Annotated in this window: 23 protein-coding genes and 1 pseudogene; 14 read left to right on the top strand and 10 right to left on the bottom strand. The window is 64.9% G+C overall.

The annotated features are described in order from the left end of the window. The coding region (locus CKY28_RS17945) for an integrase core domain-containing protein (protein ID WP_141243959.1) at positions 1–115 on the top strand (115 nt) is incomplete at its 5' end. Here CKY28_RS17945 and CKY28_RS18915 read toward each other — a convergent pair. Next, entirely contained in the window at positions 112–405 is a 294-nt protein-coding gene (locus CKY28_RS18915; RefSeq protein ID WP_176473195.1) for a hypothetical protein, read from the bottom strand. The two genes, CKY28_RS17945 and CKY28_RS18915, sit on opposite strands and share 4 nt — an antisense overlap. Positions 406–484: 79 nt before the next feature. Between CKY28_RS18915 and CKY28_RS17940 the strand changes: the two genes are divergently transcribed. Continuing rightward, on the top strand, positions 485–1,042 hold the full coding sequence (locus CKY28_RS17940) for a TetR family transcriptional regulator (RefSeq protein WP_176473194.1): 558 nt from the start codon (positions 485–487) through the stop codon (positions 1,040–1,042). A 70-nt stretch (positions 1,043–1,112) separates the two neighbouring features. Then, complete coding sequence (locus CKY28_RS18445) at positions 1,113–1,409, top strand: hypothetical protein (protein WP_141244002.1); 297 nt, start codon at positions 1,113–1,115, stop codon at positions 1,407–1,409. Positions 1,410–1,667: 258 nt separating this feature from the next. Here the strand turns inward: CKY28_RS18445 and CKY28_RS17930 are convergent, their stop codons facing one another. Next, entirely contained in the window at positions 1,668–1,973 is a 306-nt protein-coding gene (locus tag CKY28_RS17930) for a DUF4387 domain-containing protein (protein ID WP_095999765.1), read from the bottom strand. Positions 1,974–2,093: 120 nt separating this feature from the next. On the opposite strand from CKY28_RS17930, the gene CKY28_RS19405 reads away from it, so the two are divergent. The 4 genes and pseudogenes from CKY28_RS19405 (at position 2,094) to CKY28_RS18440 (ending at position 5,484) form a co-directional block, all read left to right on the top strand. Next, positions 2,094–2,261 (top strand): hypothetical protein, encoded by a 168-nt coding sequence (locus tag CKY28_RS19405; protein WP_176473193.1) that lies wholly within the window; start codon positions 2,094–2,096, stop codon positions 2,259–2,261. A gap of 20 nt (positions 2,262–2,281) precedes the next feature. Beyond that, positions 2,282–3,031: pseudogene (locus CKY28_RS19215) on the top strand (Tn3 family transposase); the annotation flags it as partial. 181 nt (positions 3,032–3,212) lie between these two features. Next, positions 3,213–4,835, top strand: a complete 1,623-nt coding sequence (locus CKY28_RS17910; RefSeq protein ID WP_095999761.1) for a recombinase family protein — start codon at positions 3,213–3,215, stop codon at positions 4,833–4,835. Positions 4,836–4,917: 82 nt separating this feature from the next. After that, positions 4,918–5,484 (top strand): AP2 domain-containing protein, encoded by a 567-nt coding sequence (locus CKY28_RS18440; RefSeq protein WP_141244001.1) that lies wholly within the window; start codon positions 4,918–4,920, stop codon positions 5,482–5,484. 188 nt (positions 5,485–5,672) lie between these two features. Here CKY28_RS18440 and CKY28_RS17905 read toward each other — a convergent pair whose 3' ends face one another. The 3 genes from CKY28_RS17905 to CKY28_RS17895 all read right to left on the bottom strand — a co-directional run bounded on the left by CKY28_RS17905 (position 5,673) and on the right by CKY28_RS17895 (position 8,306). Beyond that, positions 5,673–6,659 carry an SDR family NAD(P)-dependent oxidoreductase gene (locus tag CKY28_RS17905; RefSeq protein WP_095999760.1) on the bottom strand — a complete coding sequence of 329 codons (987 nt, stop codon included), beginning with the start codon at positions 6,657–6,659 and terminating at the stop codon, positions 5,673–5,675. Beyond that, on the bottom strand, positions 6,656–7,960 hold the full coding sequence (locus CKY28_RS17900) for a UDP-glucose dehydrogenase family protein (protein WP_095999759.1): 1,305 nt from the start codon (positions 7,958–7,960) through the stop codon (positions 6,656–6,658). Before CKY28_RS17900 ends, CKY28_RS17905 begins: the two co-directional genes overlap by 4 nt. 127 nt (positions 7,961–8,087) lie before the next feature. Further along, the gene (locus CKY28_RS17895; protein ID WP_095999758.1) at positions 8,088–8,306 is read right to left on the bottom strand and encodes a hypothetical protein; all 219 of its coding nucleotides are present in this window, start codon (positions 8,304–8,306) and stop codon (positions 8,088–8,090) included. A 494-nt stretch (positions 8,307–8,800) separates the two neighbouring features. Between CKY28_RS17895 and CKY28_RS17890 the strand changes: the two genes are divergently transcribed. Further along, a complete protein-coding gene (locus tag CKY28_RS17890; protein WP_141244000.1) occupies positions 8,801–9,589 on the top strand; it encodes a hypothetical protein in 789 nt (262 codons plus the stop codon). Positions 9,590–9,695: 106 nt separating this feature from the next. Here the strand turns inward: CKY28_RS17890 and CKY28_RS17885 are convergent, their stop codons facing one another. Together CKY28_RS17885 and CKY28_RS18900 are read right to left on the bottom strand one after the other, a co-directional pair. Then, the gene (locus CKY28_RS17885) at positions 9,696–10,985 is read right to left on the bottom strand and encodes an exopolysaccharide biosynthesis polyprenyl glycosylphosphotransferase (RefSeq protein WP_095999773.1); all 1,290 of its coding nucleotides are present in this window, start codon (positions 10,983–10,985) and stop codon (positions 9,696–9,698) included. 292 nt (positions 10,986–11,277) lie between these two features. Further along, positions 11,278–11,415, bottom strand: coding sequence for a hypothetical protein (locus tag CKY28_RS18900; RefSeq protein WP_176473190.1), 138 nt, complete (start codon positions 11,413–11,415; stop codon positions 11,278–11,280). A 346-nt stretch (positions 11,416–11,761) separates the two neighbouring features. Between CKY28_RS18900 and murB the strand changes: the two genes are divergently transcribed. The 3 genes from murB (at position 11,762) to CKY28_RS17870 (ending at position 16,376) form a co-directional block, all read left to right on the top strand. Then, positions 11,762–12,811, top strand: coding sequence for a UDP-N-acetylmuramate dehydrogenase (gene murB, locus CKY28_RS17880; protein WP_217989618.1), 1,050 nt, complete (start codon positions 11,762–11,764; stop codon positions 12,809–12,811). Continuing rightward, a complete protein-coding gene (locus CKY28_RS17875; RefSeq protein WP_217989617.1) occupies positions 12,808–14,115 on the top strand; it encodes a UDP-N-acetylglucosamine 1-carboxyvinyltransferase in 1,308 nt (435 codons plus the stop codon). Before murB ends, CKY28_RS17875 begins: the two co-directional genes overlap by 4 nt. A gap of 137 nt (positions 14,116–14,252) precedes the next feature. Continuing rightward, positions 14,253–16,376, top strand: coding sequence for a GumC family protein (locus CKY28_RS17870; RefSeq protein ID WP_176473189.1), 2,124 nt, complete (start codon positions 14,253–14,255; stop codon positions 16,374–16,376). Positions 16,377–16,466: 90 nt separating this feature from the next. On the opposite strand, the gene CKY28_RS17865 is transcribed toward CKY28_RS17870, so the two are convergent. Beyond that, on the bottom strand, positions 16,467–17,912 hold the full coding sequence (locus CKY28_RS17865) for an outer membrane beta-barrel protein (protein WP_095999754.1): 1,446 nt from the start codon (positions 17,910–17,912) through the stop codon (positions 16,467–16,469). Next, the gene (locus tag CKY28_RS17860; protein WP_095999753.1) at positions 17,909–18,484 is read right to left on the bottom strand and encodes a polysaccharide biosynthesis/export family protein; all 576 of its coding nucleotides are present in this window, start codon (positions 18,482–18,484) and stop codon (positions 17,909–17,911) included. Before CKY28_RS17860 ends, CKY28_RS17865 begins: the two co-directional genes overlap by 4 nt. A gap of 392 nt (positions 18,485–18,876) precedes the next feature. On the opposite strand from CKY28_RS17860, the gene CKY28_RS17855 reads away from it, so the two are divergent. The 3 genes from CKY28_RS17855 (at position 18,877) to CKY28_RS18435 (ending at position 22,984) form a co-directional block, all read left to right on the top strand. Beyond that, on the top strand, positions 18,877–21,099 hold the full coding sequence (locus CKY28_RS17855) for a cadherin-like domain-containing protein (protein ID WP_095999752.1): 2,223 nt from the start codon (positions 18,877–18,879) through the stop codon (positions 21,097–21,099). 99 nt (positions 21,100–21,198) lie between these two features. After that, on the top strand, positions 21,199–22,137 hold the full coding sequence (locus tag CKY28_RS17850; RefSeq protein ID WP_176473188.1) for a glycosyltransferase family 2 protein: 939 nt from the start codon (positions 21,199–21,201) through the stop codon (positions 22,135–22,137). A 70-nt stretch (positions 22,138–22,207) separates the two neighbouring features. After that, positions 22,208–22,984 (top strand): hypothetical protein, encoded by a 777-nt coding sequence (locus CKY28_RS18435; protein ID WP_141243999.1) that lies wholly within the window; start codon positions 22,208–22,210, stop codon positions 22,982–22,984. 136 nt (positions 22,985–23,120) lie between these two features. Here the strand turns inward: CKY28_RS18435 and CKY28_RS17845 are convergent, their stop codons facing one another. Further along, positions 23,121–23,603 (bottom strand): CatB-related O-acetyltransferase, encoded by a 483-nt coding sequence (locus CKY28_RS17845; RefSeq protein ID WP_095999750.1) that lies wholly within the window; start codon positions 23,601–23,603, stop codon positions 23,121–23,123. Positions 23,604–23,889 lie beyond the last annotated feature (286 nt).

Raw genomic sequence — 23,889 nt, 5'->3', positions numbered from 1 at the left:
CCAGCTTCCCCGCTGGTTCGCCCACTACAACGACGTCCACCCGCACAGGGCGCTGGGCTACAGATCACCCCGCGAGTACATCACCCAAACCCGCGAGACCCCGTCAGGCCTTTAGGGGGCAACAACAGTGACCAGCAACCAGACCGGGCGGGCCCGCGCGCCGAGCTGATCGGAGGCGGCCACCGCGGCGAGCAGCGCGAAGCACCAGCCGACCGTCACCGGCCCCATGACGGCGAGACAGAACCTCAACGGCCCGCTCATCTCCACGGGCGCCCCGCCCAGCGTCTCCAGGATGAACCGGACGAGCCCATCCGTCGCGGGAAAGGCTCCCGTGGTGAGCACCACGCCGAACAGGCCGACCGACAGGCACCACGCCACCATCCACTTGCGCCAGAAACCGGTCATCGTCCGCTCCTCTCTTGATCACACCTTCTGTAGCATGCGCTACATAGCATTTTCGCGTAGCGTGCGCTACAGAGCACGCATGAGCATTCGCGACGCGCGCCGCCGGATGGCGATCGACCGCATGGCCGATCACCTGCTGGAGGTGGGGATGGCCGGGGCGAGCCTGCGCTCCATGGCGGCCGCCGCGGGGACGAGCGACCGCATGCTCCTCTACTACTTCGCCGACAAGGACGACCTGCTCGCCGTGACCTTGGAGCACGTTGCGGCGCGCCTCACGGCGTTGCTGGACGATGCGCTGCCGCCGGGCGTGCGGCTGCCGCATGGCGAGCTCCTCCGCGCTGTCTGGGCGACGGTGGGCTCGCCATCGTTGCAGCCGTACATGCGGTTGTGGCTCGAGCTCGCCGCCGGCGCGGCGCGGTCGCGAATGCCGGATCGGGCGATCGCGGGTGCGATCATGGGCGGCTTCAGCGCGTGGGTGGAGTCGCACATCGACACCGGACGCGACAGCCGACCGGCAGGCCCCTCCGCGCTCCTGCTCGCGACCGTCGAGGGCCTGTTGTTCCTGGACGCGATCGGCCATCGCGAACTCGCGGACCTCGCCGCGGAGAACGCCACGGCACTCGCCTCGACCCGGTGAACGCGCCTGTTGTGGCCACTCGGCCGCCCTCGTCCGAACAGGTGTCACCGCACCTTGGTGAGAAGTGCAGATGATGGACGATCCTTGCCATGGGCAGACTTGCTGGCCGCCCAAGGGGCCGCGCCTTGACGACGTGGTCACGCGCACGATCGACGTCGGCGCGAATGCCGATCGGCTGCCGGCTGGCTTCGTCGTCGCGGCCGGGGCCGGAATCCAGCGCCTCTATGTCATGCCGTTGCACCGGATGACGGTCGCGCGCCAAGCCGCGATTCCGCCGGACACGCTCTACGTGACGGCGTTCACCGAGCACCAATTGCTGAACGCCTCGATGATGCGCTTGCGGCCGCGCTCGATCGGCGTGCGGTAGAACGCTTTCGCACCCTTGACGCCTCTCAGGACGCTCACGACGACCAGCGCGTCGCCGAGAAAGGCGGGCCGACAACGGGTGACTCCGTGCTTAAGCGCGACCCAGAGGTGGCGGGTGAACGCATCCGGCTGCGCGATCCGAGTCCAGTGCGCCACCCCCGCCTCCTGAACACAGCGCAATTAGGCGGCGTTGTTGACATGCCCCATGTGGTCGACGTCCGCCGGTGCGATCTCGACCGGATGGCGCTCCTCGCGCCAGTCAGAGCTCGACATTGAGGAGCATGACATATTGCTGGCCGCCGTGCATGTCGCGCTCGACCGCGCCGCCCTGCGGCGTCGCGCGCGGGTAGGAGAGCTTAACCACGAGCAGGTCGGGCACATCGAAGCGTTTGACCGTGTCCGGCGCCACGCCAAGCAGCGCGCCGATCGCCTCGGGCGATAGCACGGGCGAGCGCGCAAAGGCGGCGTAGGTCGTCTTGTCCCTGAAGAACAGGTCCAGCGTTATCCAGAACGGTCCGGCGTTCTTGGACCGCACTTTGCGGCACGCGTCCTTCAGCTTAGGCATCTACCATCTCCGGCGCGAGCAGCTCCATGCGCACGGCCGCCAGCGGGCCGTCTACATGGAGCACGTGGTTGAGCCGGAACTCGAATATCGGGGCCGCCGCCTCTCGCCGTGCCCGAGCGATTGGAGGATCACCTAGCCGAGCGGCGTGCCCGACTTGAAGAGGCCGCTGCGGCTTTCGCCGAGCTCGCCCGCGCGGGTCGGCTACCGGACGTTCGTTTGGACGAGGCGGGGCTGTCGATCACCCCGCTCCGCGCGGTCACGCCGCCCGCGGTCAAGGCGGCGCGCTAGGCGCTCTACGCCCGCGTACCGGGCAGCACTTCTTCGCGGGCGGAACCGGCGAAGCGCTCGCCTCCGTGAACGCGCGCCACGGCAACGAGCCGGGCGTGTTGTTCTACACCCACGTCTTGTACCAGTACGGTCCGTTGCACACCAAGGTCATGGCGGTCAACGCGGCGAGGCCCCGCACGTGCTCGACGGACTTTTCTATCACCAGTTCGGGCTCGTCATCGAGCAGCACGCGGCCGACACGGGCGGAATACCCGACCATGTGTTCGGGCTGGCGCCGTTCTTCAGCTACGGCTTTGCGTCCCGAATGCGCGACTTAAGGACCTCCGCATGCACCTTTCGCCGAGCATAGTGGTCGACCCGCCCCTAATGTCCATGGTGGACCCGAAGACGCCCGTCGATGTGGGCCACGCCGCCCGGCACGCGGACGAGCTCCTGCGCATGGCGACGTCAATCCGATCGGGCAGGGTGACCGCGTCCGCCGTGCTGAAGCGCCTGTCCGCATTTCCGCGCGTGACCGGGCTCGCCGTGGCGCTACGCGAGGTAAGCCGGATCGAGCACTCCACCTTCATGCTGATCTGACTGCGCACCCTTATCTTCGCCGCCGTACCCAGGGCGGGCTGAACAAGGGCGAGGCCAGAAACGCGCTCGCTCGCGCCATCTTCTACCAGTTGGCCGAGCTCAGGGACCGGATGTTTAAAAACCAGAGCTACCGCGCGTCGGGCCTGAACCTGGTAGTCGCGGCCGTGATCCTGTGGAACATGTGCTACCTTTAGCTCGCCGCCTGAGCTGTGTTCACGAGGCGTTCGCCCGTAACGTACACGGCGCGCACCTTCTTGCAGCGATCCCATATAAGCGGGATGTAAACCGCGGATGCCACGACTCTACTACTTGGGGATCGCCTCTGGCTCGGCACGTAAGCACACCAACTTCTCTATGATCTAGAAAACTGCTATGCAACGTCGCAGAGCTTTCCTGAGGCTGTGGCATTGCTGCATGGGCAAACGATCATCACCGAACAGCCGCGCCGCTCAATACGTTCGGATGTCAACCGATCAGCAGCGCTACTCGATCGACAATCAGTTGCAGATTATCGCCGAGTACGCATCAGCGAATGGCTTCAACATCGTTGAGACCTATGAGGATCTGGGGCGAAGCGGTCTTACTATCGGCGGACGGCGGGGACTCAGCCGATTAATCTGCGATGTCCAGAGCGGAAATGCGGAGTACTCAGCAATCCTCGTCTATGACGTCAGCCGATGGGGCCGCTTTCAGGATGTAGATGAGAGCGCCTACTACGAGTTTGTGTGTAAGGCCGCGGGCGTGAGCGTACACTACTGTTCCGAGCCGTTTTCAAATGACACAAGCCTGACTACGACTTTTATAAAGCTGATGAAAAGGGCGATGGCGGGCGAGTATAGTAGGGAATTGTCAGCAAAAACCTTTGCTGCACATATCCGCGGTGCAATGCTCGGATTTCATCAAGGTGGAAGCGCCAACTTTGGCCTACGGCGCGTTCTCTTAGACAATGACGGAAAGGTACTGCTAACTCTTGAGCGTGGACAGCGTAAAGCACTCGTTGGCGGAACCGTAGTTCTTGTGCCTGGACCGCAAAAAGAGGTTAAGTTAGTGCAACAGATCTTCCGATTGTTTGTGAACGACGGCCTCCGGCCCTCTCAAATCGCTGATTTACTAAACAAACGGTCTCAGCAACGCTGCGGGTCAGCTGACTGGACCGAAGCGCAAATTCGCAAAATGTTGGTGAACGAGCGCTATATAGGTGAATCTGTTTACGGTAAAAGGTCGCACAAGCTCAAGGGCAAGCGTGTCGATAATCCTCCGGAGCTTTGGATTAGAGGTGTCACCCGATCAACAGCGATAGTAGACGAGAAGGTATTCCGCAAAGCTGGTGAGATGCTTGATGTGTCTCGACGGATGTACTCGGATGAATACATGCTACATATGCTGCAAACTCTGTTCGAGAGAGATGGCCACCTCACCATAGATAAGATTTCGCAAGAGGTAGACATGCCGTCGCCTTCTACCTACGTTGCTCGCTTTGGTAGTATCAGTCGCGCATATGACCTTGTTGGTTGTCCCCAAGATAAGCGTGGAAGGCGCAGGACTGAGGCAGTCATATCTGGTTCTACACCGGCGAACATCATCGTGAAAATCCGGTTACATCTTCTTCGCTATTTTATAACCGCTGACGTAAAAGATGATGTTTTGCCACTCAGGTTCAGCCCGAAAGTACATGTGAATGTCGGTATAGCATTGTGCTTTCAATCACCGCGGGGTACAAATCAGTGGCGGGCCTTACTAGAACCGCTTGGCACGGAAACCTACTTCTTATTAGTCAGGCTGGCCCCGTGCAACAGGCGCATCGCCGACTACTATCTTCTACCATCGTCCGAGCTCGCCATTGGCAGATGTCTCATTCTCACTGATAAGGCGAGCTGCTCGCTGCAGCGTTTCCACTTAGCCACTTTCCAGCGAGTTTGTGAAAAGTTGATTGAGGTAGACCCTTCCATCCTTGTAGCTCCTAAGAAGCGCGGTACGTACGTCGAGCTAGTCTGAGACAGCTCATGCAGCTTGGCGCTCGCGCCACCGTTAGGTAGCTCTTTGTTGTCACACGTAAAGTTTGGCTCGGAGTGAGGCCATGACCCAGATCGATGCGGAAGATCGTCAACGCCGAGTAGCCAAGCGCGATAGCAATGGCTTTCGGCTATATCGAGTCACCAACCGAGCAAATGGTTGGCTGGTGAGTATCTGCTTTGCAGGCAAACGCTTCTATCGCTATTTCGGTGATCGGGCGTACGGGTCGGCTGCGGACGCGCGCGACGCTGCGATGACACTTGCTTCTCGAAACAGCGCACTCCATCTTGAATTTAAAGCGTTGCACGCGCGATTTCATGTCCGAGCCTCGTCGCGGTCAGGCAAACCGGGAGTTACGTTTGCTCCGAAATCGGCGACTCGTCGGGCTGGTTGGCTCGCTTACTGGGACGATCCGCTTACACGCCAGCGGCGGCATAAGTTCTTCGCGACTGAGCGGTATGGCAACGAAAACGCCTTTCAGCTCGCATGTGCTGCGCGCGACCAGGCTATGGCACCGTTCTTGCGCCGCTATCGGGAGTTGCAGCTGATTTTAACCCCGGAGTCGATCAACGCGACAGTCATTCCTCCCACGGAGGTGCCTGGTTCAGCATGCAATGCCAGAGCACGCTAGCTAGATTCCTGCTCGGCCATGACCTGCGTGGTACCTTGTTCCAGCAATTACGAATAATTCGTTGTCGGTATCAGCAGAGCGTAGCGCTTATCAGCTTATCCCGACTAGTAGCTGACCTAGCTTACAGTCCTTCGATATTCTTTGCGGCGCGAGACAAGTCACCATCCAACTATCCTAGCAGCGCCGAGTCACATCTGGTAGAACTCGCGATACCAGCTCACGAAACGATCGATGCCCTCGTCGAGCATGACGCGCGGCCGATAGCCGGTCAGCACGCGCAGCCGCGACACGTCGGCGAACGTCGCGGTCACGTCGCCGGGCTGCATGGGACGCATGATCTTGACCGCCTCACGGCCTAGCGCACGCTCGAGGCTGCCGATCATGTCCATGAGCCCGACCGGATGGCTGTCGCCGATGTTGAGGACGCGGTGCTCACCCGACGCCGGTGCCCGATCGAGCGCGCCGACCACGCCGTCGACGATGTCGTCGATATAGGTGAAGTCGCGCGCCATGCGCCCCTCGCCATAGACCTCGATCGGCTCGCCGGAGAGTATCTTCCGGGTGAAGCCGAAGATCGCCATGTCCGGCCGCCCCCAAGGGCCGTAGACGGTGAAGAAGCGCAGCCCCGTCTGTGGGAATTTGTACAGGGCGGCGTAGCTCGCGCTCATCAGCTCGCACGCGCGCTTGGTCGCCGCGTAGAGCGACACGGGCGCCGTCGCCGGCTCGTCCTCGGTGAACCCCTCGCCGCCCATCGGCTTGTCGCCGTAGACGGAGCTCGACGAGGCGTAGACGAGATGCTCGAAGCCGGGCGCGTGGCGGCAGGCCTCCAGTACGGCGAGATGGCCTTGAAGGTTCGACCGCTGATAGGCGAACGGGTTCTCCAGGCTGTAGCGGACTCCCGCTTGCGCGGCGAGGTGGACGACCCGGCGCACCCCCGCGTCGCGGACCAGCGCTGCGACCCGGTCGGCGTCCGCGACGTCGATCCGGTGGAAGTCGAACGCCGCGTGGCCGTTCAGCGTGGATAGCCGCGCCTCCTTGAGCCCGACATCGTAATAGTCGTTGACGATATCGAGCCCGATCACGCGCTCGCCGCGCCCGAGCAGCCGATGCGCGACGGCGTGGCCGATGAAGCCCGCCGCGCCCGTGACTAAAACGGGGTCGGGCCGCACGTTCATCGCCGGCCCACGCCGGTATAGGCGAAGCCCGCGGCCTCCACTTCATGGGGATTGTAGATGTTGCGCAGGTCGACCAGCACCGGCTCGTTGAGCAGCGACTTGACGCGCCCGAGGTCGAGCGCGCGGAACGCGTCCCACTCGGTCACGATCGCCAGCGCGTCCGCGCCCTCGATCGCCTGGTACGGACCCTGGCAGTACTCGATATCGGGGAGCATGGGCCTGGCCTGCTCCATGCCCTCGGGATCATAGGCCTTGATGCGGGCGCCTGCGTCCTGGAGCGTCTGGATAACCGTGATCGCGGGCGAATCGCGCATGTCGTCGGTATTGGGCTTGAACGTCAGGCCCAGCACGGCGACCGTCTTGCCCCTGACCTCGCCGCCCATGGCGTGGATGATCTTGCGGCCCATGGCGCGCTTGCGATTGTCGTTGACCGCCACCACCGACTCCACGATGCGCTGCGGCGCGTCATGATCCTGGCTCGTCTTGAGCAGCGCCAGCGTGTCCTTCGGGAAACAGGAGCCGCCATAGCCGGGGCCGGCGTGGAGGAACTTGGACCCGATCCGGTTGTCGAGTCCGATGCCCCGCGACACGTCCTGGACGTCCGCGCCCACCTTCTCGCACAGGTCCGCGATTTCGTTGATGAAGGTGATCTTGGTCGCGAGGAACGCGTTGCCGGCGTACTTGATCAGCTCGGCCGTGCGACGCCCCGTCACCAGGATGGGCGCGGCGTTGAGGTAGAGCGGACGATAGACCTGGCGCATCACCTCCGTCGCGCGCTCGTCCTCCGAACCGATGACGATGCGGTCGGGCCGCTTGAAGTCGTCGATCGCCGCGCCTTCGCGCAGGAACTCGGGGTTGGAGACGACGCCGAACTGCGCTCCAGGGTTTACTTCGCGGATGATTCTCTCCACCTCATCCCCCGTCCCGACAGGCACTGTCGACTTGGTGACCACCACCGTATAACCGGTGATCGCCTTGCCAATTTCGCGCGCGGCGGCGTAGACATAGGATAGGTCCGCATGTCCGTCGCCGCGCCGCGACGGCGTGCCTACTGCGATGAATACGGCGTCCGCGCCTTGCACTCCTTCGGCTAGATCGGTCGTGAAGCGTAGGCGCTGCGCCTGCACGTTACGCCCCACGAGCTCTTCAAGTCCGGGCTCGTAGATAGGCATCTTGCCAGCGAGCAGCCGTTCGATTTTGCCGGCGTCCTTGTCGAGACAACAGACCTCGTGGCCGAAGTCGGCCAGGCACGCGCCCGATACCAGACCCACATAGCCCGAACCGATCATGGTGATGCGCATCGTTTCCCCTAGATCCAGACATGCGGCGCGACCCGCGTCGTCGAGCGCCGGCGCGGCAGACCGCTACGCGAGGATGTTGTGGAATGGCAAGTGTCGCCTTGCTGGCGGACGGCTCGCGCTGGAACGATCAGAACAGAAGCGCGAGCGCGGTCGCGCCGGCGGCAACGGCGAACGGCCCGGCCATCCAAGACACCGCGCGCACTATCTGCTCCACGGGATCAGCCCGCCCCGGCGGTAGTAGCCAGCATTCATAGTTAAGGAGGTCGCCATCGAGAGGATCGGCAACGATGAGCACCGGCTCGGGGGCGGTCTCGACGAGCGCGGGCAGAGAAGATGCGGCAGCCATTCACCCGTTCTATGAGCACCCTGCTTAATAGATCGTTCGCGCGGTGCCGAATACGCAGTTAACAGCATTGTAAATCGCGGAATCGAAAATCGGGCAACTCAGCGGAAGCAACCCGTGCAGTCGAACGGATCTGCTCCTCCCCTAAGCGAGTTGGATACATCGCGCGGTCACAGCGATCAGCCGAACATCGGTATAGATAAGACTGTCCAGAAGTATAAGCCCAGAAACATCGACACGGTCAGGGTGGCGACGCTTCTGCCCGTCGCTAGGTCCCCGTGAGAGGATGAGGGCAGATTTCCGGCATCGACCCGCTGCAGCTCCGCTCTCCTAATTAGCGGGCGTCTTCGCGGCGCGACGCTTTGTTGCTCTCGACTAGAATGCGACTCTCACCGGCCCGTTCCGTCGCACCGTTAAGAAATACGGCAAACGGATCCCGACTAGCCAGCTGTATCGGACTGGAACTCGAAGGGCCGGCGAGTTACCCGCCCATCGGCATGCCCAACAAACCGTTGCGAACAATTTTCTTCGTTCTCGCCGTCCTCGCGCCCGCTGCTCCCGCCATGGCGCAGTCCGCACCGCGAACGGTGTCGGACCGTAAGGTGAGCACCTATAGCTGGATCGACGCGCTGCCCGCCAAAGGATCGCGTCGCTACCAGGATTTCACCGCGCGCCGGATCATCGCGGATTGCTCCCACAACTGCGTTCGCATTCAAGACGGGTCCGAGCGGGTGACCATCGAGGACAGCGTCTTCAGCTACAAGGGGCCGCGCAGGAAGATCGTAGCCGGCGTGTCACTCGTCGCGGGCGACGTGACGCTGCGTAACGTCACTGCTCAAGGGTTCGTGCAATCCGCGAAATACCCGAACGGTGACGGGGTCATGGCCGCGCGGAGGACGCGGCTGACCGTAATCGGGGGCGCCTACCGCGACAATTCGGATGCCGGTATCGACAGCAAGGGCGAAACCCTATTGGAGAACGTCGTCTCCGAGCGGAACGGGCTCAATTATCGCTGCTGGGGCGATTGGACGGCCGGCACGCTTGTGAGCAGAAAACCCGTCAAAGGGCATTTCCAGACAAACCCCGGCTGCGTGGCGCGAATCAGGCACCTTCTGGTCGAGGATGATAGGCCCGGCACCATCTTCGGCTTAGCCAAGGGTACTACGCTGATCGTGGATCGATGCACGATTCGCATGCCGACCGGTGGACGGCTGATCTACTGGCACCCAGGCGCATCGACGGCGAACACGACGGTGAGGCTGGGGCCGGGATGCAAGGCGCCCTGAGCGACGCGTCCTATGAAAACGTTAGACACCGTTACGGGTTACCCGACGCCCGATCGGGTCCGATTATAGGTATGCATCAGGTCATTCGTCACCGAGAGAAATCGGTTCAATATGCGTTCTTGTGTACAACCACGGTGATGGTGGAGAGTAGGATCTTGAAGTCCCGCCACACCGACCAGCCGGCTATGTACTCCAGATCGGCCTGGAGCCGCCGGGTTAGGTCGTCCCGCCGGTAGGTCGCTCCGCGGAAGCCGCGAACCTGCGCCAATCCCGTGATACCGGGTTTGAGCGCATGCCGGTGCCAGTAGCGTTCGTCGACATCCCAGAAGAGCTGTTGGCCGGCTAGCGAGCCGAGCGCGTGCGGGCGGGGACCGACGATGCTCATCGATCCGAACAACACGTTAAGGAGCTGAGGCAGTTCGTCGATGCTCGTCCTGCGGATGAACGCGCCGACACGGGTGATGCGGTCGTCGTCACGTCGTGTGGACACCGAGCCATCGGCGTCGCACCTGTCGACGTGCATGCTGCGGAACTTGAAAACCGCGAACAGCTCGTTTCCCCGTCCCACGCGCATCTGGCGGAAGAAGACTGGCCCCCTGCTGTCGAGCTTGATCGCCAACGCGGTGATGAGGAGCATCGGCGCGAGCAGGATGAGCGCCGGTACGGCGAACGCCAGATCGAAGAGCCGCTTGACCATGCGATTACGTAAGCTGAGCGGGCCGGTCGAGACTTGTAGCGTGGTCCGGCCGCACAAGGTATTCACGCCGATCGCGCCTACCGCATCGAACTCGGTCGCGACCACCTCGCCATGTATGTTCGCGCCTTTGAGCATCAGCGCCCAGGATCGTTGCGCCTCCGGACGGCAGGCGATCACCACCCGGTCGACCCCCTTCAGCCACTTAGCCAACCGGTCGAGCATCAAAGGATCGCGAAGATCAGGGCGGAGCTCGTTCTCCGCCGCGTCGATCACCTGCGCCGATGACGGTGTCGGGCAGGTGATATGGTCGAGGATTATCAACTCGGACGTGACCCCGCCACCGGTCGCGCGATGGGTCGCGGTCGCGAACAGCATGCGAAAGGCGGCCACGAGCACGAAGCTGCCCGCCATGCCGACACTGACCGCGAGCCGCGACACGTCCTGCAGGATGCGGAGGTAGTAAAAGAGAAGTAGAAGCGAGCCGAAGGCGAACAGCAACGCGCCCAGCGCACGCGAGATGCCGACCCGCGTGGTCCGGAGCACATCGATGGAGTAGGCACCGCTGTTGAGCGCGGTTCCGATGAACAACGGCAGCGCCGCTATTCCTATGTCGACCTCGGATCTGCCTGACACATCACCGAAGCGAACCAGTGACCCCAGCCCGAACGCGGCAAGTACGGCGAGCGCGTCCAGCAGCATCAGAGCGAAATAGAGCACCACCCTGACACGATCCTTGCGGGTCACGGCGCGATTCGGTTGCGCCTCAAGCGCGTCCCGTCTGACCTTCCCCGCAAAATTCACGCATTTCCCCTCTGTTTGCACAAGCATGCAACAAAGCGTGTCGGCCGAAGTAAGCGCGCCGATATCACAGGCGCCCTTCGGCTTGAAGGGATATCGTCGACGCGTGGCGAAAACGTAAAGCGGAGGATCGGCCAAACGCGCCCTAAGCGCGCCGGCCGGAGCCGTCAGGATCTCGCGCTATCAGCGATGATCAGAGAAGTAGGAAGAGCGCCGCTATCCAGAAAAGCGCGCCGATCAACAGCGACCCCGCCAACGCACGGGTAGCCGCGGCCGACACGATATCTTCGCGCACCACGACGCCGGCTTCGATCCCGTTGGACCCGTCCACGTTCTATCCTCTCCAATGTCGGCACCGCGTGTTTCGCTGCCCGGCTTGCGACCCGCCAGCCATATGGAGAGCGACTCCGGTGTCCCGAAACGAGACTGCCGGGCGTTCGTAAAATAAACAAGAGCTTCTCGTGTGTTTGGCGTCACGATGATGCGTCGAGGTTACACTAAAGCTCGCGCCGGGCTCGTGCAGACGCACGAGGCGGCTTTCAAGGTTACATGGCTCTCCCGATCTGCTATCCCGCGACCGCTGGTCGTCGCGCGAGATGCGCGCACGGACAGCTATGATCAGCGGTGTCGTCGTCGCGAGCGGAGCCCAGGAAGGTAGCGGTGGCGCTCAAGGGGTGATGGGCAAGATTTCGGATATGTTGGACGTTCCTGCTCGGCGGCCGACCGCTGGATCGGCGCTGACCCGCTTGCATCAAGTGCTGGCGGCTGACGAGTTGTCGCGCGACGTAGCCTTAGCCGGACTGGGCCGCTGGCGGATCGGCGGGCCGGCGGATTTGGTCGTGACGCCCCGCTCGACCGAGTCGTTGGCGGCCGCGCTTCGCGTCATCGCGGAGACGGGCGTGCCGCATGTCGTCATCGGCGACGGGTCCAATCTGTTGTTCGACGATGAAGGATTCCGCGGGGTCGTAGTGCGCGTCGGCCGCGCGTTTGGCGGTTTCGCGGCGAAGCCGGACGGTCATGTTGAGGCGGGTGCTGGCCTCTGGGTTCCCAGCTTCGTGCGCCAGGTCATCGAGGCGGGGCTCGCCGGCGCCACGCACGCGATCGGCATCCCGGGCACGCTGGGCGGCCTGGTCACGATGAACGGTGGAAGCCAGCGTCGCGGCATCGGCGAGAACGTGCTGTCGGTCGACGTGGTCAAGCGCGACGGCACGCGCCGCCGGATCGATCGGACGGAGTTGCGCTACTCCTATCGCGCTTCGGCCCTCCAGGATGCAGGCGCGATCGTCGTCGCCGCCCGCTTTCGCTTCGAGCCGGGCGACCGTCACGCGCTGCGGCGGGAAGCGATCGGCATCCTTGCCGCGCGCCGCGCCAAGTTCCCCCGCGTACGTGCCAATTGCGGGTCGGTGTTCGTGAGCGATCCCAAGCTCTATAGCCTTATCGGTCCGCCTGGGCTGGCGATCGAGCGGGCCGGGCTAAAGGGCTTCGCGATCGGCGATGCGCAGATCTCGCCCGACCACGCCAATTTCATCGTCAACAACGGCCAGGCGCGGTCCGCCGACGTGCTGGCGCTTATCGGACTGGCGCGCGAGCGCGTCCGCGCGCTCACCGGTATCGCCATGGACGCGGAGGTGCGCCACCTGGCGCCCGACGGCGTCATGCGCCCCGCTCACGAGGTCGCGGCAGTCCCGCGCTTCATTCAACCTCCTGGCCAGGAGCATCGACCATGACCAGCGCCGCCCCCAAGCTCATGCCCGTTCAGGCCGACGACGTAGGCGCGTCCGAAGCCCGTTTTCTCCAAGTGTCCCGCTCGCGCCTAGTCGGGCAGGTGCGCGTCAGCGGCGCCAAGAACAGCGTGCTGCGCCTGCTCGCGGCGTCGCTGCTCACGCCCGAAAAGATTGTCCTCCGCAACTATCCCGACAAGTTGCTGGATGCGATCGTGCATGTGGGAATGCTGGAAGCCCTCGGTAAGCGTTGCTCGGTGGCCGATGGAACGCTGACGATCGAGGAGGATCGCGCGCCGGCGAGCGAGCTCGTCTGGGACGGTCGGTCGATCCGCAACACGCTGCTGATTCTGGGGGCGCTGGTAGCGCGCACGGGCGCGGGCAGCGTGCCCATGCCCGGCGGGTGCAACCTGGGCGAGCGCAAGACCGATCTCCACGAGATGGTCCTGAGCAAGCTGGGCGCGCGTGTCTGGTGGGAGGGCGAGCGGCTCTGCGCGGAAGCGCCGAACGGGCTCACCGGCGCCGACATCGTGCTGCCGCTGAGGTCCACCGGCGCGACGGAGAACGCGCTCATCGCCGGCAGCCTCGCGCGCGGCACGACCAGGCTGTGGAACCCGCACGTCCGGCCCGAGATCCTGGACTTGGCCGCGTTCCTGACGCGCATGGGCGCCAACATCGTCGTGCACGGCCAGGAGAGCATCGAGATCACCGGCGCCGAGCGGCTGGACGGCATCACGCACCGCGTCATGCCGGACAATATGGAGGCGATGACCTGGGTCATCGGCTCCGTGGTCACCGGGGGCGACGTGGAGATCCACGACTTTCCGGCGCAGGACCTGGAGGTACCGCTGATCTTCCTGCGCGAGAGCGGGGCCAAGATCTTCCGGGACGGCGACGTGGCGATCGTCCGTTCGGGCCGGCCCTACCCCGTCGAGATCAGCACGGGCCCCTATCCCGGCATCAACTCGGACATGCAGCCGCTGTTCGCGGTGCTGGGCGCGTGCGCGCGCGGCGAGTCGCGCATCGTCGACTTGCGCTTCGCGGGCCGCTACGCTTATCTGCGCGAATTCGCGCGCATGGGCATCGAGAGCGATGTGCGCGACGGCACCGCGCACATCCATGGCTCCGCCGCGATTCGCGGTGCCGAGGTTCGGGCGCTCGATCTGCGCGCGGGCGCGGCGCTGTCTTTACTGGGAATGGTCGCGGATGGGCAGACGCGGATCGCCGACGCGTGGCAGATCGAGCGCGGCTATGACAACTTCCTCGCCAAGGCACGCGCGCTCGGCGCCGACATGAGCTATTCGCAGTAAGCGACGGGACGCGCGCGCAACCTCGGCGGCGTCGAGCCCTCGTCCCGCGCCGGGCCGCTCGGCGTGCATCGATGACGGTTCCGAAATGCGCCCGACGCATGTAGGATCGGGAGGTTAGGGGATTTAACGGCATGGACATGGCCAGTGCACAAGTGTTGGACGAGCGGCACGACCGCGAGTCCGGCGCGCGGCTCATCGACCTTCGGCAGAGCTTCGCCACGATCCGACGCCGGCGGTGGTGGATCCTGGCGACGATGCTCGTCGTCCTGGGCCTGACCGCCCTCGCCTACCAGACCGCGCCGCGGCAATATTCGGCGAGCGCCGTGCTGGCGCTCGACCGGCGGGTAGAGGAGGTGGTCGTGGGCGAGGACCCCAAGGCCTCGCTCGTCACCGACTCGCCCACCGTCGACACGGCGGTGCAGGTGCTCACCTCCACCCGCCTGCTCGGCGAAGTGGCCGATGCGATCGGCCTGACAGAGCGGATCCGCACGGGAAGTGCCACCCCGATCTCGCCCGAACAGGCGCGCCGTGCCGCCATCGGCCAGATCCGCGGCGGCTTGCAGGTCAAGCGCACCGGCCTCTCCTATGCGATCACCGTCGGCTACGAGTCGACCGATCCCCAGCTCGCCGCGCGCGTGCCCAACGCGGTCGTCGAGCGCTATATCCGCAACCAGCAGGGCGATCGGGAAAGCGCGCGCAACCGCGAGAGCGACCTCCTGCGCGACCGTATCGCGCAGCTGCGCGGCCAGGTGATCCAGGCCGAGGCGGCGGTGGCGCGCTACCGGGCGGCCACCAACCTCATCGACGTCGAGAAGGACAGCACGATCGTCCAGCAGGAGCTGTCGGCGCTCAGCACGCAGCTGGCCACCGCCCAGGCCGAGCAGGCGGCGGCGCGGGCCCGCCTCGACGCGCTCGGCTCCACCGCGGGGCAGAGCGAGGCGAGCAACCTCCTGCGCGACCTTCGCGGCCAGCAGGCGCAGCTCAGCGCGCAACGCGCCGACCTGTCCGGTCGCTACGGACCGCTCCACCCCGACCTCGCCCGCATCGAGCGGCAGCTCGCCGACGTGAACCGCAGCATCGCCGCCGAGCTCTCGCGCGTCCGCTCGGGCGCACAGGCCGACTACCAGGTCGCGAGCGGGCGCGCGGGCGCGATCCGCTCGTCGCTCAACCGCGCGCAGGGCGGCCTCGCGGCCGGCAACGCCGCCTCCGTCCAGCTCGCCGAGCTGGAGCGCAACGCCGACTCGGTCCGCGGGCTCTATCAGGTGTTGCTCGAGCGCTATCGCCAGTCGGTGGCGGGCCAAGGCACCGACCAGAGCGACGCTTACGTGATCTCGCAGGCGCTCGTCCCGTCCGCGCCCGCCTCGCCCAAGCTGCCCTTGTACGCGGGCGGCGGCCTGCTGGCCGCGATCCTGGCGGCGGCGCTCCTGGTACTGATCCTGGAACTGTTCGAGAGCGGGCTGAAATCGCGCACCGACGTCGAGGCGAAGCTCGGCCTGCCGGTGGTCGCCACCGTGCCGGACCTGAATACGGTCCCCGGCGTGGCGCTGCCGCGGCACGATCCGATGGGGCCGGCCAGTTACCTGATCGACTATCGGGCCTCGGTATTCGGAGAGGCGTTCCGGTCGATCCGCAGCGCGCTGCGGATCGGCCATGCCGACCAAGAGGTGCGTACGCTCGCCGTCACCTCCGCGCTGCCCGGCGAAGGCAAGACGACCGCTTCCATGTGCCTGGCGCGCTCGGCCGCCTTGGCGGGGCAGCGCGTGGCGCTGGTCGACTGCGACGTGCGCCGCCGCGCGTCCAGCCGCACCCTGGTCGGCGAGGTCGAGGCCGGGTTGACCTCCGTGCTGAAGGGTCAGGTCGCGCTCGACGCCGCGTTGGTCCGCGACGAACCATCCGGGGCTTATATCCTGGGCCAGGGCGCGCTGCAGGAAGCCGATTACGACCTCCTGACATCGCCGGCGATGCAGCAGCTGGTCTCGGACCTCGGGCGGCGGTTCGACCTGGTGGTACTCGACACCGCGCCGGTCTTGCCGCTGGCGGAGGCGCGCGCGGTCGCCAGCATGGCCGACGGCGTGCTGTTCGTCACCCGCTGGCGCCGCACGCCGACCCAGGCGGCCCAGCTCGCGCTCGACATGCTCGGCCGCGCGGGCGCCCATGTGCGCGGCGTGGCGCTGACCCTGGTCGACCTTAAGGAGCAGGCGCGCTCGGGTCACGGCGACGAGATGACCTACTACAATAAATTCAAGCAGTATTACGCCTGAACGGGTGTGGGGCGGGCGGTGCCCGCCCGCCCGCCCCATCGCGGATCACGCCGGCCTGGTCCCCAGGCTCCCACCCATGCCCGGCGCTCTTCAGAGCACGAAGCTGATGCCCGCGGAGCCGCGTACCTCGTTGAAGCCGCCGCCGCGGTCGACGACGCCGCTCCCGCTTCCGCGGAAGTAGGCGACATCGCCGTCGACGCGCAGCCTGCGGTTGATGAACAGGCGCGCCCGCGCCTCGGCTCCCAGCCTGGTGCCCTGGCCGCCCGTGCGAATGACGCTGGTGCGACCATAGAGCAGGTTCCCCGACACGATCAGGTTGCGCAGCAGCTCGTGGTCCGCGCCCAGCGCCGCGTCCGTGTTGAGCCCCCCGGGCGAGGCGGCGAGCGCGATATTCTGAAGGTATCGCCGCGCCGATAGGCGTACGGTCGTCAGCTCGGTGACCAGGTAATCGAGGTCGACGTCGAAGCCGAACGCACCGCGGCTCTCGACGGTAGGATCCTTGAAGTCCGCATGGACGTAGCCGACCGCCAGACGCCCGCGCAGCAACGGCGTGATGTCGCTGGTGATGCCGGCGAGCACTTCATATCCGTCCGAGTCGCGGTCGATCGGCGGCGCGGGCACGTTGTATCGGCGGAGATCGACGATGCCTTGAACGTACAGCACGGGTCCCGCGCCCGACGCGTAGCCGAGCTGAACCGAGCCGCGGTAGAGGTCATAAGAGCGGAAGCGCTGCGACAAGGGGCTACCGTCCGGGCGCTCGGCGTCCACGAAATCATACCGGGCCACGTAACCGATCGCGTTCGCGCGAAACCGGCCGAGGTCGCGACGCAGCCCGAAGCTGGCGGCCGTCAGGTCGTAGCGAACCGGTCGTCGGGTGGGCAGCACCTCAGTCAAGGTGTTGCGGAGGAGGAGCACCCGCTCACGGCTCACCTCCGTCGTCGCCGACGTCTCGCCGTCGATGTCGAGCCGGCTCCGCGCGTTCAACCGATAAGTCGTGGCGCTCTCGGTGCCGAAGGTGGCGTACTCGCGCCGGGCAACGAACCCGTCGATCACCGCCTGGTGGCGCGACCACTCCGACCGCAGCGTCGCCGCGGCGCGTACCGTGCCGAACACGTCGTTGACGCCGTTCGGCTGGCCGAAGACGTTGCCGTCATAAGCGGCGCGCGCCGCCACCTCCGGCAACAGCACCATGCCGCCCAGGCGGACCCCGACCGGGTCGAAGTCCGGTCGGGCGCGCTGGGCGACGGTGACACCGCGCACCCGCGTCGCCGCCCGCGGTGCGACCGCCTCGGCCGCACGGTCCCGCTCGCTCGCGGAGTCGGTCCGAGGCAAGCGCAGCGATGGGATGCCAGCTCGGTCCTCCGGCGCCGCGACCTCCCCCGGACCGGGCAACTGGAGCGGCGCGGCCGCCTCCGCTCGTGCCCCCGCCCCCGCTTCCTGGGCGTGCGCCGGCGCGACCGCGGCCGTCGTCGCGAGCAGCGCCGCCAACGTCGGCAGCGGGCGCAGGCCGCCGAACGATCCCGCTTTCCCGCTCAAAAGTAGCGCTCGCCGATCCTGAGCACGTCGCCAGGCAGGATGCGCACGTCCTGGCTCAGGTCGATCTCATACTCCTGGGGCGTTCCGGCGCGGCGCAGGAAGGCGCGCTTCGTGTTGGCGCGGTAGCTGAAGCCGCCTGCGGTCGCGATCGCCCCTAGAACGGTGGTCGCCTCCGTCGACGGGTAGCGGCCGGGGCGCTGCACCTCCCCCAGCACGAAATAGGGCCGAAAGTCGTACACCTCGACGGCGATGCGGGGCGAGCGCAGATAGCCAGAACCGTAGCGCTGCACGAGCGCGGCCTCCAGCTCGCGCGCGCTCAGGCCGACCGCGGGGACGTCGCCGATCAGCGGCATGGTGACCGCGCCCGCGCCGCCCACCTGGTACTCGCCGCTCAGGGCCGGCTCGCCGTAGACGTTGACGCGCAGCTTGTCGCCCAGGCCCAGGCGATAGACGTCGGCGGACGCCGCGGCGAGCTGGGGCGGCAGCGCCGGGGCGCGCGCACCCGTGCAGCCCGTGGCGCCGAGCGCCAAGCCTCCCATCAGCGCGAGCGCCGAGCCGAGTCTGGCCGTCATGATCCCTCCTTTGAACCCCTGGGCCTGATCCTATACCGGCCACGCGGCGCGGACGCCAGCCATGCGTGGGCGAGCGGCCGTGCTGGTTCCGGACACCTGCCGCCATCGTCGGGTAGCGTCCGGCACAGTTGTAAGAAGTTCCACGTTTCCAAGCGGTTCGACCCACGGTAAACACGTCTCACCGATAAGGGGTCGCCGGGTCAGGCGGCCCCGCCTATGCAGCCATCGGGACGCATCGTCAGCCTTCGAGTTCAAGGCGGACGCGGGACGGTGCGGATGGGGTCGAGCGTCTTTCTTTATCGGTAAGCACGACGAGCAGGCGCGGATGTGGCTCGGGACGATCTTCATCGTCCCGAGGTGGTCTGAGCGGCGGGCTTGAGCGGGGATTTATCATGGCCATCAAGAACACCGTGGTTAACGGCGAAGCCTTCATGCAGGGCAAGTACCTGGCATTGGGCGTGAACAGCAGCGGATCGCTGGGCACCAAGCAGAACGTGCCCGGAGGCATATTCTCCGATGCGTCCAACGGCTTCACCAGGCTGGGCCTGTACGCCGACCTGGACGGGTTCGGCGTCGGCAGGGCGTCCACGGTGACGGAGGCGATGCTGGACGGCACGCCCACCGAGGGCTTCACCATCGGCTACAAGGTCGGCGGCGCCAAGTACGTCCACCAGAACCAGGAGCGCACAGCGCGCACGCATATCGACGGCGCGACGAGCGACCGTTCGGCGGGCGGCGTCGCCAAGACGGGCTGGACGGGCACCACGACCGAGAAGCTGGCGGTGGACCAGACGATCTCGCTCACCGACGACGGCAAGTTCGTGCGCGTCGACATCGTGCTGACCAACAAGTCGGCCGCGGCGATGACCGACCTCGTCTATATGCGCTCGATCGACCCGGACCACGGCGCGACCTTCGGCACCGAAAACAAGATCGTGGCGCAGGGCGGCGCGAACGGTGCACTGGTCGCGGCCTATTCGGGCGCCACGCCCTTCTTCTACTACGCCCAGGATCCCCGCGCGGTGGTGTCCACCACGGCGGGCTATCGCAGCGTCGATCCCTATACGGCCGTCGTGACGGACGCGCCGCAGGTGGTGGGCCATACGCTCAAGGGTGATAACGTCGTCAACATCGCCTTCGACGCCGGCACGCTGGCGGCGGGCGCGACGACCAAGTTCACCTTCTACATGGGCGTGACGGACAATCTGGACGCCACGATCGCCGCCATCAAGGCGGGCGGCGGGGCCGACGTCCCCACCACCACGCCGCCCAACGCCGCGCCGGTCGCCGAGGACGATGCCTTCGCGCTCGTCGCCGGCGCGACGGCCAAGGGCAACGTGCTCGCCAACGACAAGGACGCCAACGGCGACGCGCTGTCCGTGACGATCGGCGCCGGCCCCAAGAACGGCGCGCTCGTGCTGAACAAGGACGGCAGCTTCAGCTACACGGCGACGGCCGGGTTCACGGGCGTGGACAGCTTCACCTACGTCGCGAGCGACGGCAAGGCGACCGACGCCGCCACCGTCACGCTGACCGTGACGGCGCCGGCGAACACCGCGCCGGTGGCGCGCGCCGACAGCTTCTCGACCAAGGCGGCGACTGCGGTCGCGGGCAACGTGCTCGCCAACGACACGGACGCGGAAGGCCAGGCGCTGAGCGCGACGCTGGTCGCGGGCCCGGCCAACGGCACGCTGAGCATGGCGGCGAACGGCGCGTTCACCTACACGCCTAAGGCGGGCTTCTCGGGCGTCGACACCTTCAGCTACACGGCCAGCGACGGCGCGGCGAAGAGCGCCGCGGCGACGGTGTCGGTCACGGTGGCCGCGCCCACCGCGCCGCCGCCCGTCGTGACGCCGCCCGTGACCACGGGGACCGACGCCGTGCTGACCCGCTCGGGGACGCGCGACGGTTCGGCGGCGGACAACCAGTTCCTGTCGGGCGCCGACCACCGCAACAGCTTCTTCGTCGACTCGAAGGGCGTGTCGGGCAACGACCGCATCACCAATTTCCAGAACCACGACGTCCTGGTCACCACCAAGGCGCTCCACGACGGCAACGCCGACGGCGTCATCGGCCTGGGCGGCACCCGCGTCATGCTGGACAGTCCGTCGGGGGGCGACATGGTCCGGATCGACGGCGTCTACGCGCTGCGCGAGCTGGGCATGACCGCGGGCGGGCTCCACGTCTACGCCAAGGCGAACGTGCGCCCGACCGGCGCGATCGAGGGCAAGCTTGGCGCGGACGCGCTCGCCGGCGACTTGGGCGACGCGGCGGCGGACACGTTCTTCTTCGACACCGCGCTCGACCTTGATCTCGGGCAGGACACGATCGACCGGTTTGGCGCGAAGGACGTGCTGGTCACCACCTCCGCGCTGGCCGACGGCAACGGTGACGGCATCATCAGCTTCGGCGACGGCCGCGTGCAGCTGGTGGGCTCGACCGGCGCGCCGGACGACCAGTCGGTCGCCGGCGAGGCGGGAAGCGTCGCGCTGCGCTCGATGAGCGGCGCCGCGGTGAACGCGCTCGAGTTCGACGGCACCGTGGTGCACGGCGACACCGTGTTCTACGTCTACAGCCTGGTCGGGTCCGCCGCGGGGACCGACTCGCTCATCTGAGCGGACGCACATCGCGACGCCATGTGCAGGCGGGGCGGTGGTGGCACCGTCCCGCCTTTGCGGCTATGGGCCTGCCGAGAGCAAGGGCGCGGGGGACGAATGGGCAAGCTGGTCTCAGTGGTGACGGTGTTCCACAACCGCGCCCGCCATGTCGCGGCGTCGGTGGGCAGCTTGCTGGCGCAGACGCACCGCGAGCTGGAGATCATCGTCGTCGACGACGGCTCCACCGACGACACTTCGGCCGAGCTGGCTAAGCTCCGGGACCCGCGGCTCGATGTGCGCGTTCAGGCCAATGTCGGATTTACCGTAGCAGTGGACCGAGCAGCCCGTTCCGCCAGAGGTGAGGTAATTGCCATCCACGGGTCGGGCGATTTCTCCTCCCCAACGCGTGTCGAGCGGCAGCTCGCGGCTTTAGAGGCCAACCCGAAGCTTGCTGTCGTGGGTTGCCTCGTGATGGACAACGCTGGTGTAGTTCGCGCCCCTTCCGGAATGTTGCAGGTCGGTCAGCCGATGGGCTTCCATGATCTGCTGAGCACTTATCCGATGACGCACGGCGAAGCCATGTTCCGCAAGCCGTTGTTCGAAAAGGTGGGCGGCTACCGCCATTTTTTTCAGCTTGCGCAGGATTTTGACCTCTGGCTGCGAATGGCGGAGCATGGTCATTTTATGACTGTCCCGGAAGCCCTATACCAGCGGCGGCAGTTTGATAATTCTATCAACACCAGTATCATCAAATTGATGCTTCAAAGTCACTATGGCGACTTCGCTGCATACTGTGCTCGCGTCCGCGAAGCGGAAGGTTATGATCCGCTTGACAGATTCGGATATGCTGCAGCACTTATGGCACCCAAATCAAAGTCTCTTAGTCGCAAGCTAAGCAGTATGGGCGTAACCGCGTTATTACGTGGTGATCAGAATGGGCAACTTTTGATAGCAGCAGGATATGCTGCACGCCGCAACCCCCGATCTGTTGCCGCCCTCACCTTTTCATGGTTACAGAAGCAGCGCTTTTTTTCTGCTATCATGGATTCCAAGTAGAGGTACAGTGCTTTCGGTGACTAGCCTGGCGTGACTTCCTCTTTCTTGATGTAAGTTGTAGGATACCGGCATGAGCCTTCCGAATTTCACCTTTGCAATACCCCTGCGTAGCGCGCAGGCCTCTGTAGATTGGGCAAGAGTGAGTGCGCAATTTCAGCATACGGCCTCATCAGCTCTTTCGAGCATAGATGCAGATGTAAGAATAATTGTAGCGTGTCATGAAATACCTGACGTGGAAGTGGCATCTGACTCCCGCGTCAGCTTCGTTCAGGTCGATCATGTTACTCCAACGTCCTTGAGTCTACAGATGTTCGATAAATCTGTTAAGAAAATGAAACTTGCAGAAGAGCATTATCGTCAAGGTGGGGGCTACATGATGCTGCTAGACTCTGATGACCTTGTAAGTAATAGGCTAGCAAGCTACGTCCTAACTGATGATAATCGTTCTGGATATTTTCTACAGCATGGATATATACTTGATTTGAGGCGATCCAGCGTAGAGCGGGTTGACAACTTTGATGCTATCTGCGGATCATCATCCATATTCTACCTTGATCCGGCAGATCAGGATACAATGCGTTTTAATTGGCCATTGTACATTACAGTTATGAGACATCAAGATTTCGGACCTTTTTCAGAGGCAAGCCCACGGCCAATGGCGTCTGTCCCTTTTCCCGCAGCAATAGCCGTAAAGAACAACGGCGAGAATCATTCTTTTAGGGAAAATCCTGGATTGGCACGTTCAATTCAACGTCGAATACGTAAGTTTATTAACAGAACTGAGATCCCAAATAGTAGCTTGCCCGATGTAGCTGAGGAATTCAGCTGTGCCACGTTGTTGAGTTGAACGATTGCAGACGCTGAGTGCCGGGGGATCAAGGCCGCATTAGCGGCCGGCAGTGGGGCGGCAAGACCGGCGCACGCGCCGCGCGGGCCAGGGCGTCGTCAGTACTAGCCGCGCCGAGCACCGCGTCGCCAGCTTCTCACCAGCGCGACGCCAGCAGCCGGTCGACGATCTCCGGCTCGAATCGCATGCGGATAATCCGGGCGGGCGTTCCCTCTACGATGGCGTAGGGCGGAATGTCTCTGGTGACGATCGCGCCCGCGCCGATCATGACGCCATCGCCGATCGTCAAGCCGCTGACAATTGCCGCTCCATCACTGATCCAGACATCATTACCTATCACCGTACGCGGTGCCAACGTCCTGGCGTAAGCCGGATGTCTCGTCAGCATTTCGACTCGGTGGCGCAGCGCGCCGATGGTGCAGCGCCAGCCGCTTGAGTAGAGGCGGCCGATCACTGCATTTCTGAGCAGGCTGTCGTTCGCGTAGCTGCGGAAACTGATCAGCGACGGCGCAAACAGCCCACATTGATTTAGTGCTACATGATTTTCGACCAATACTCTCTCGACTGGATGCGGCTGGCGCAACAGCCGCCGCTTCGCCCGCGCAAAACGATCAAGCATTCACCTATCCCCATGCTGTCGGCGACGATCTCTGCGGCCCGGGCCGCCGTTCGACTAGCCACAGCTCCCGCCCCCGCTCTTGCGGTATCGCGGACGCGGCGGCGAGGTCGCACTTCCTATCCAGGAAAGCTGAGCGCGTGACCCCTTTGGTGAAGAAAAATGTGCGTCGCGCCTCGCGGCTCATCCCCGGCCGGCTCGGCGTCTGGACCAGGTCGGCCTGGCAGTCGCTCGGCTATCGGCGCCGTTACGGTCGCCCTCGCACGCGCCGCCCGCACGGCCTACCGGG

Source organism: Sphingomonas lenta, assembly GCF_002288825.1.
Taxonomy (GTDB): domain Bacteria; phylum Pseudomonadota; class Alphaproteobacteria; order Sphingomonadales; family Sphingomonadaceae; genus Sphingomonas; species Sphingomonas lenta.
Note: the sequence above shows the minus strand (reverse complement) of the source record. Positions and strands in the feature narration are given on the sequence as shown.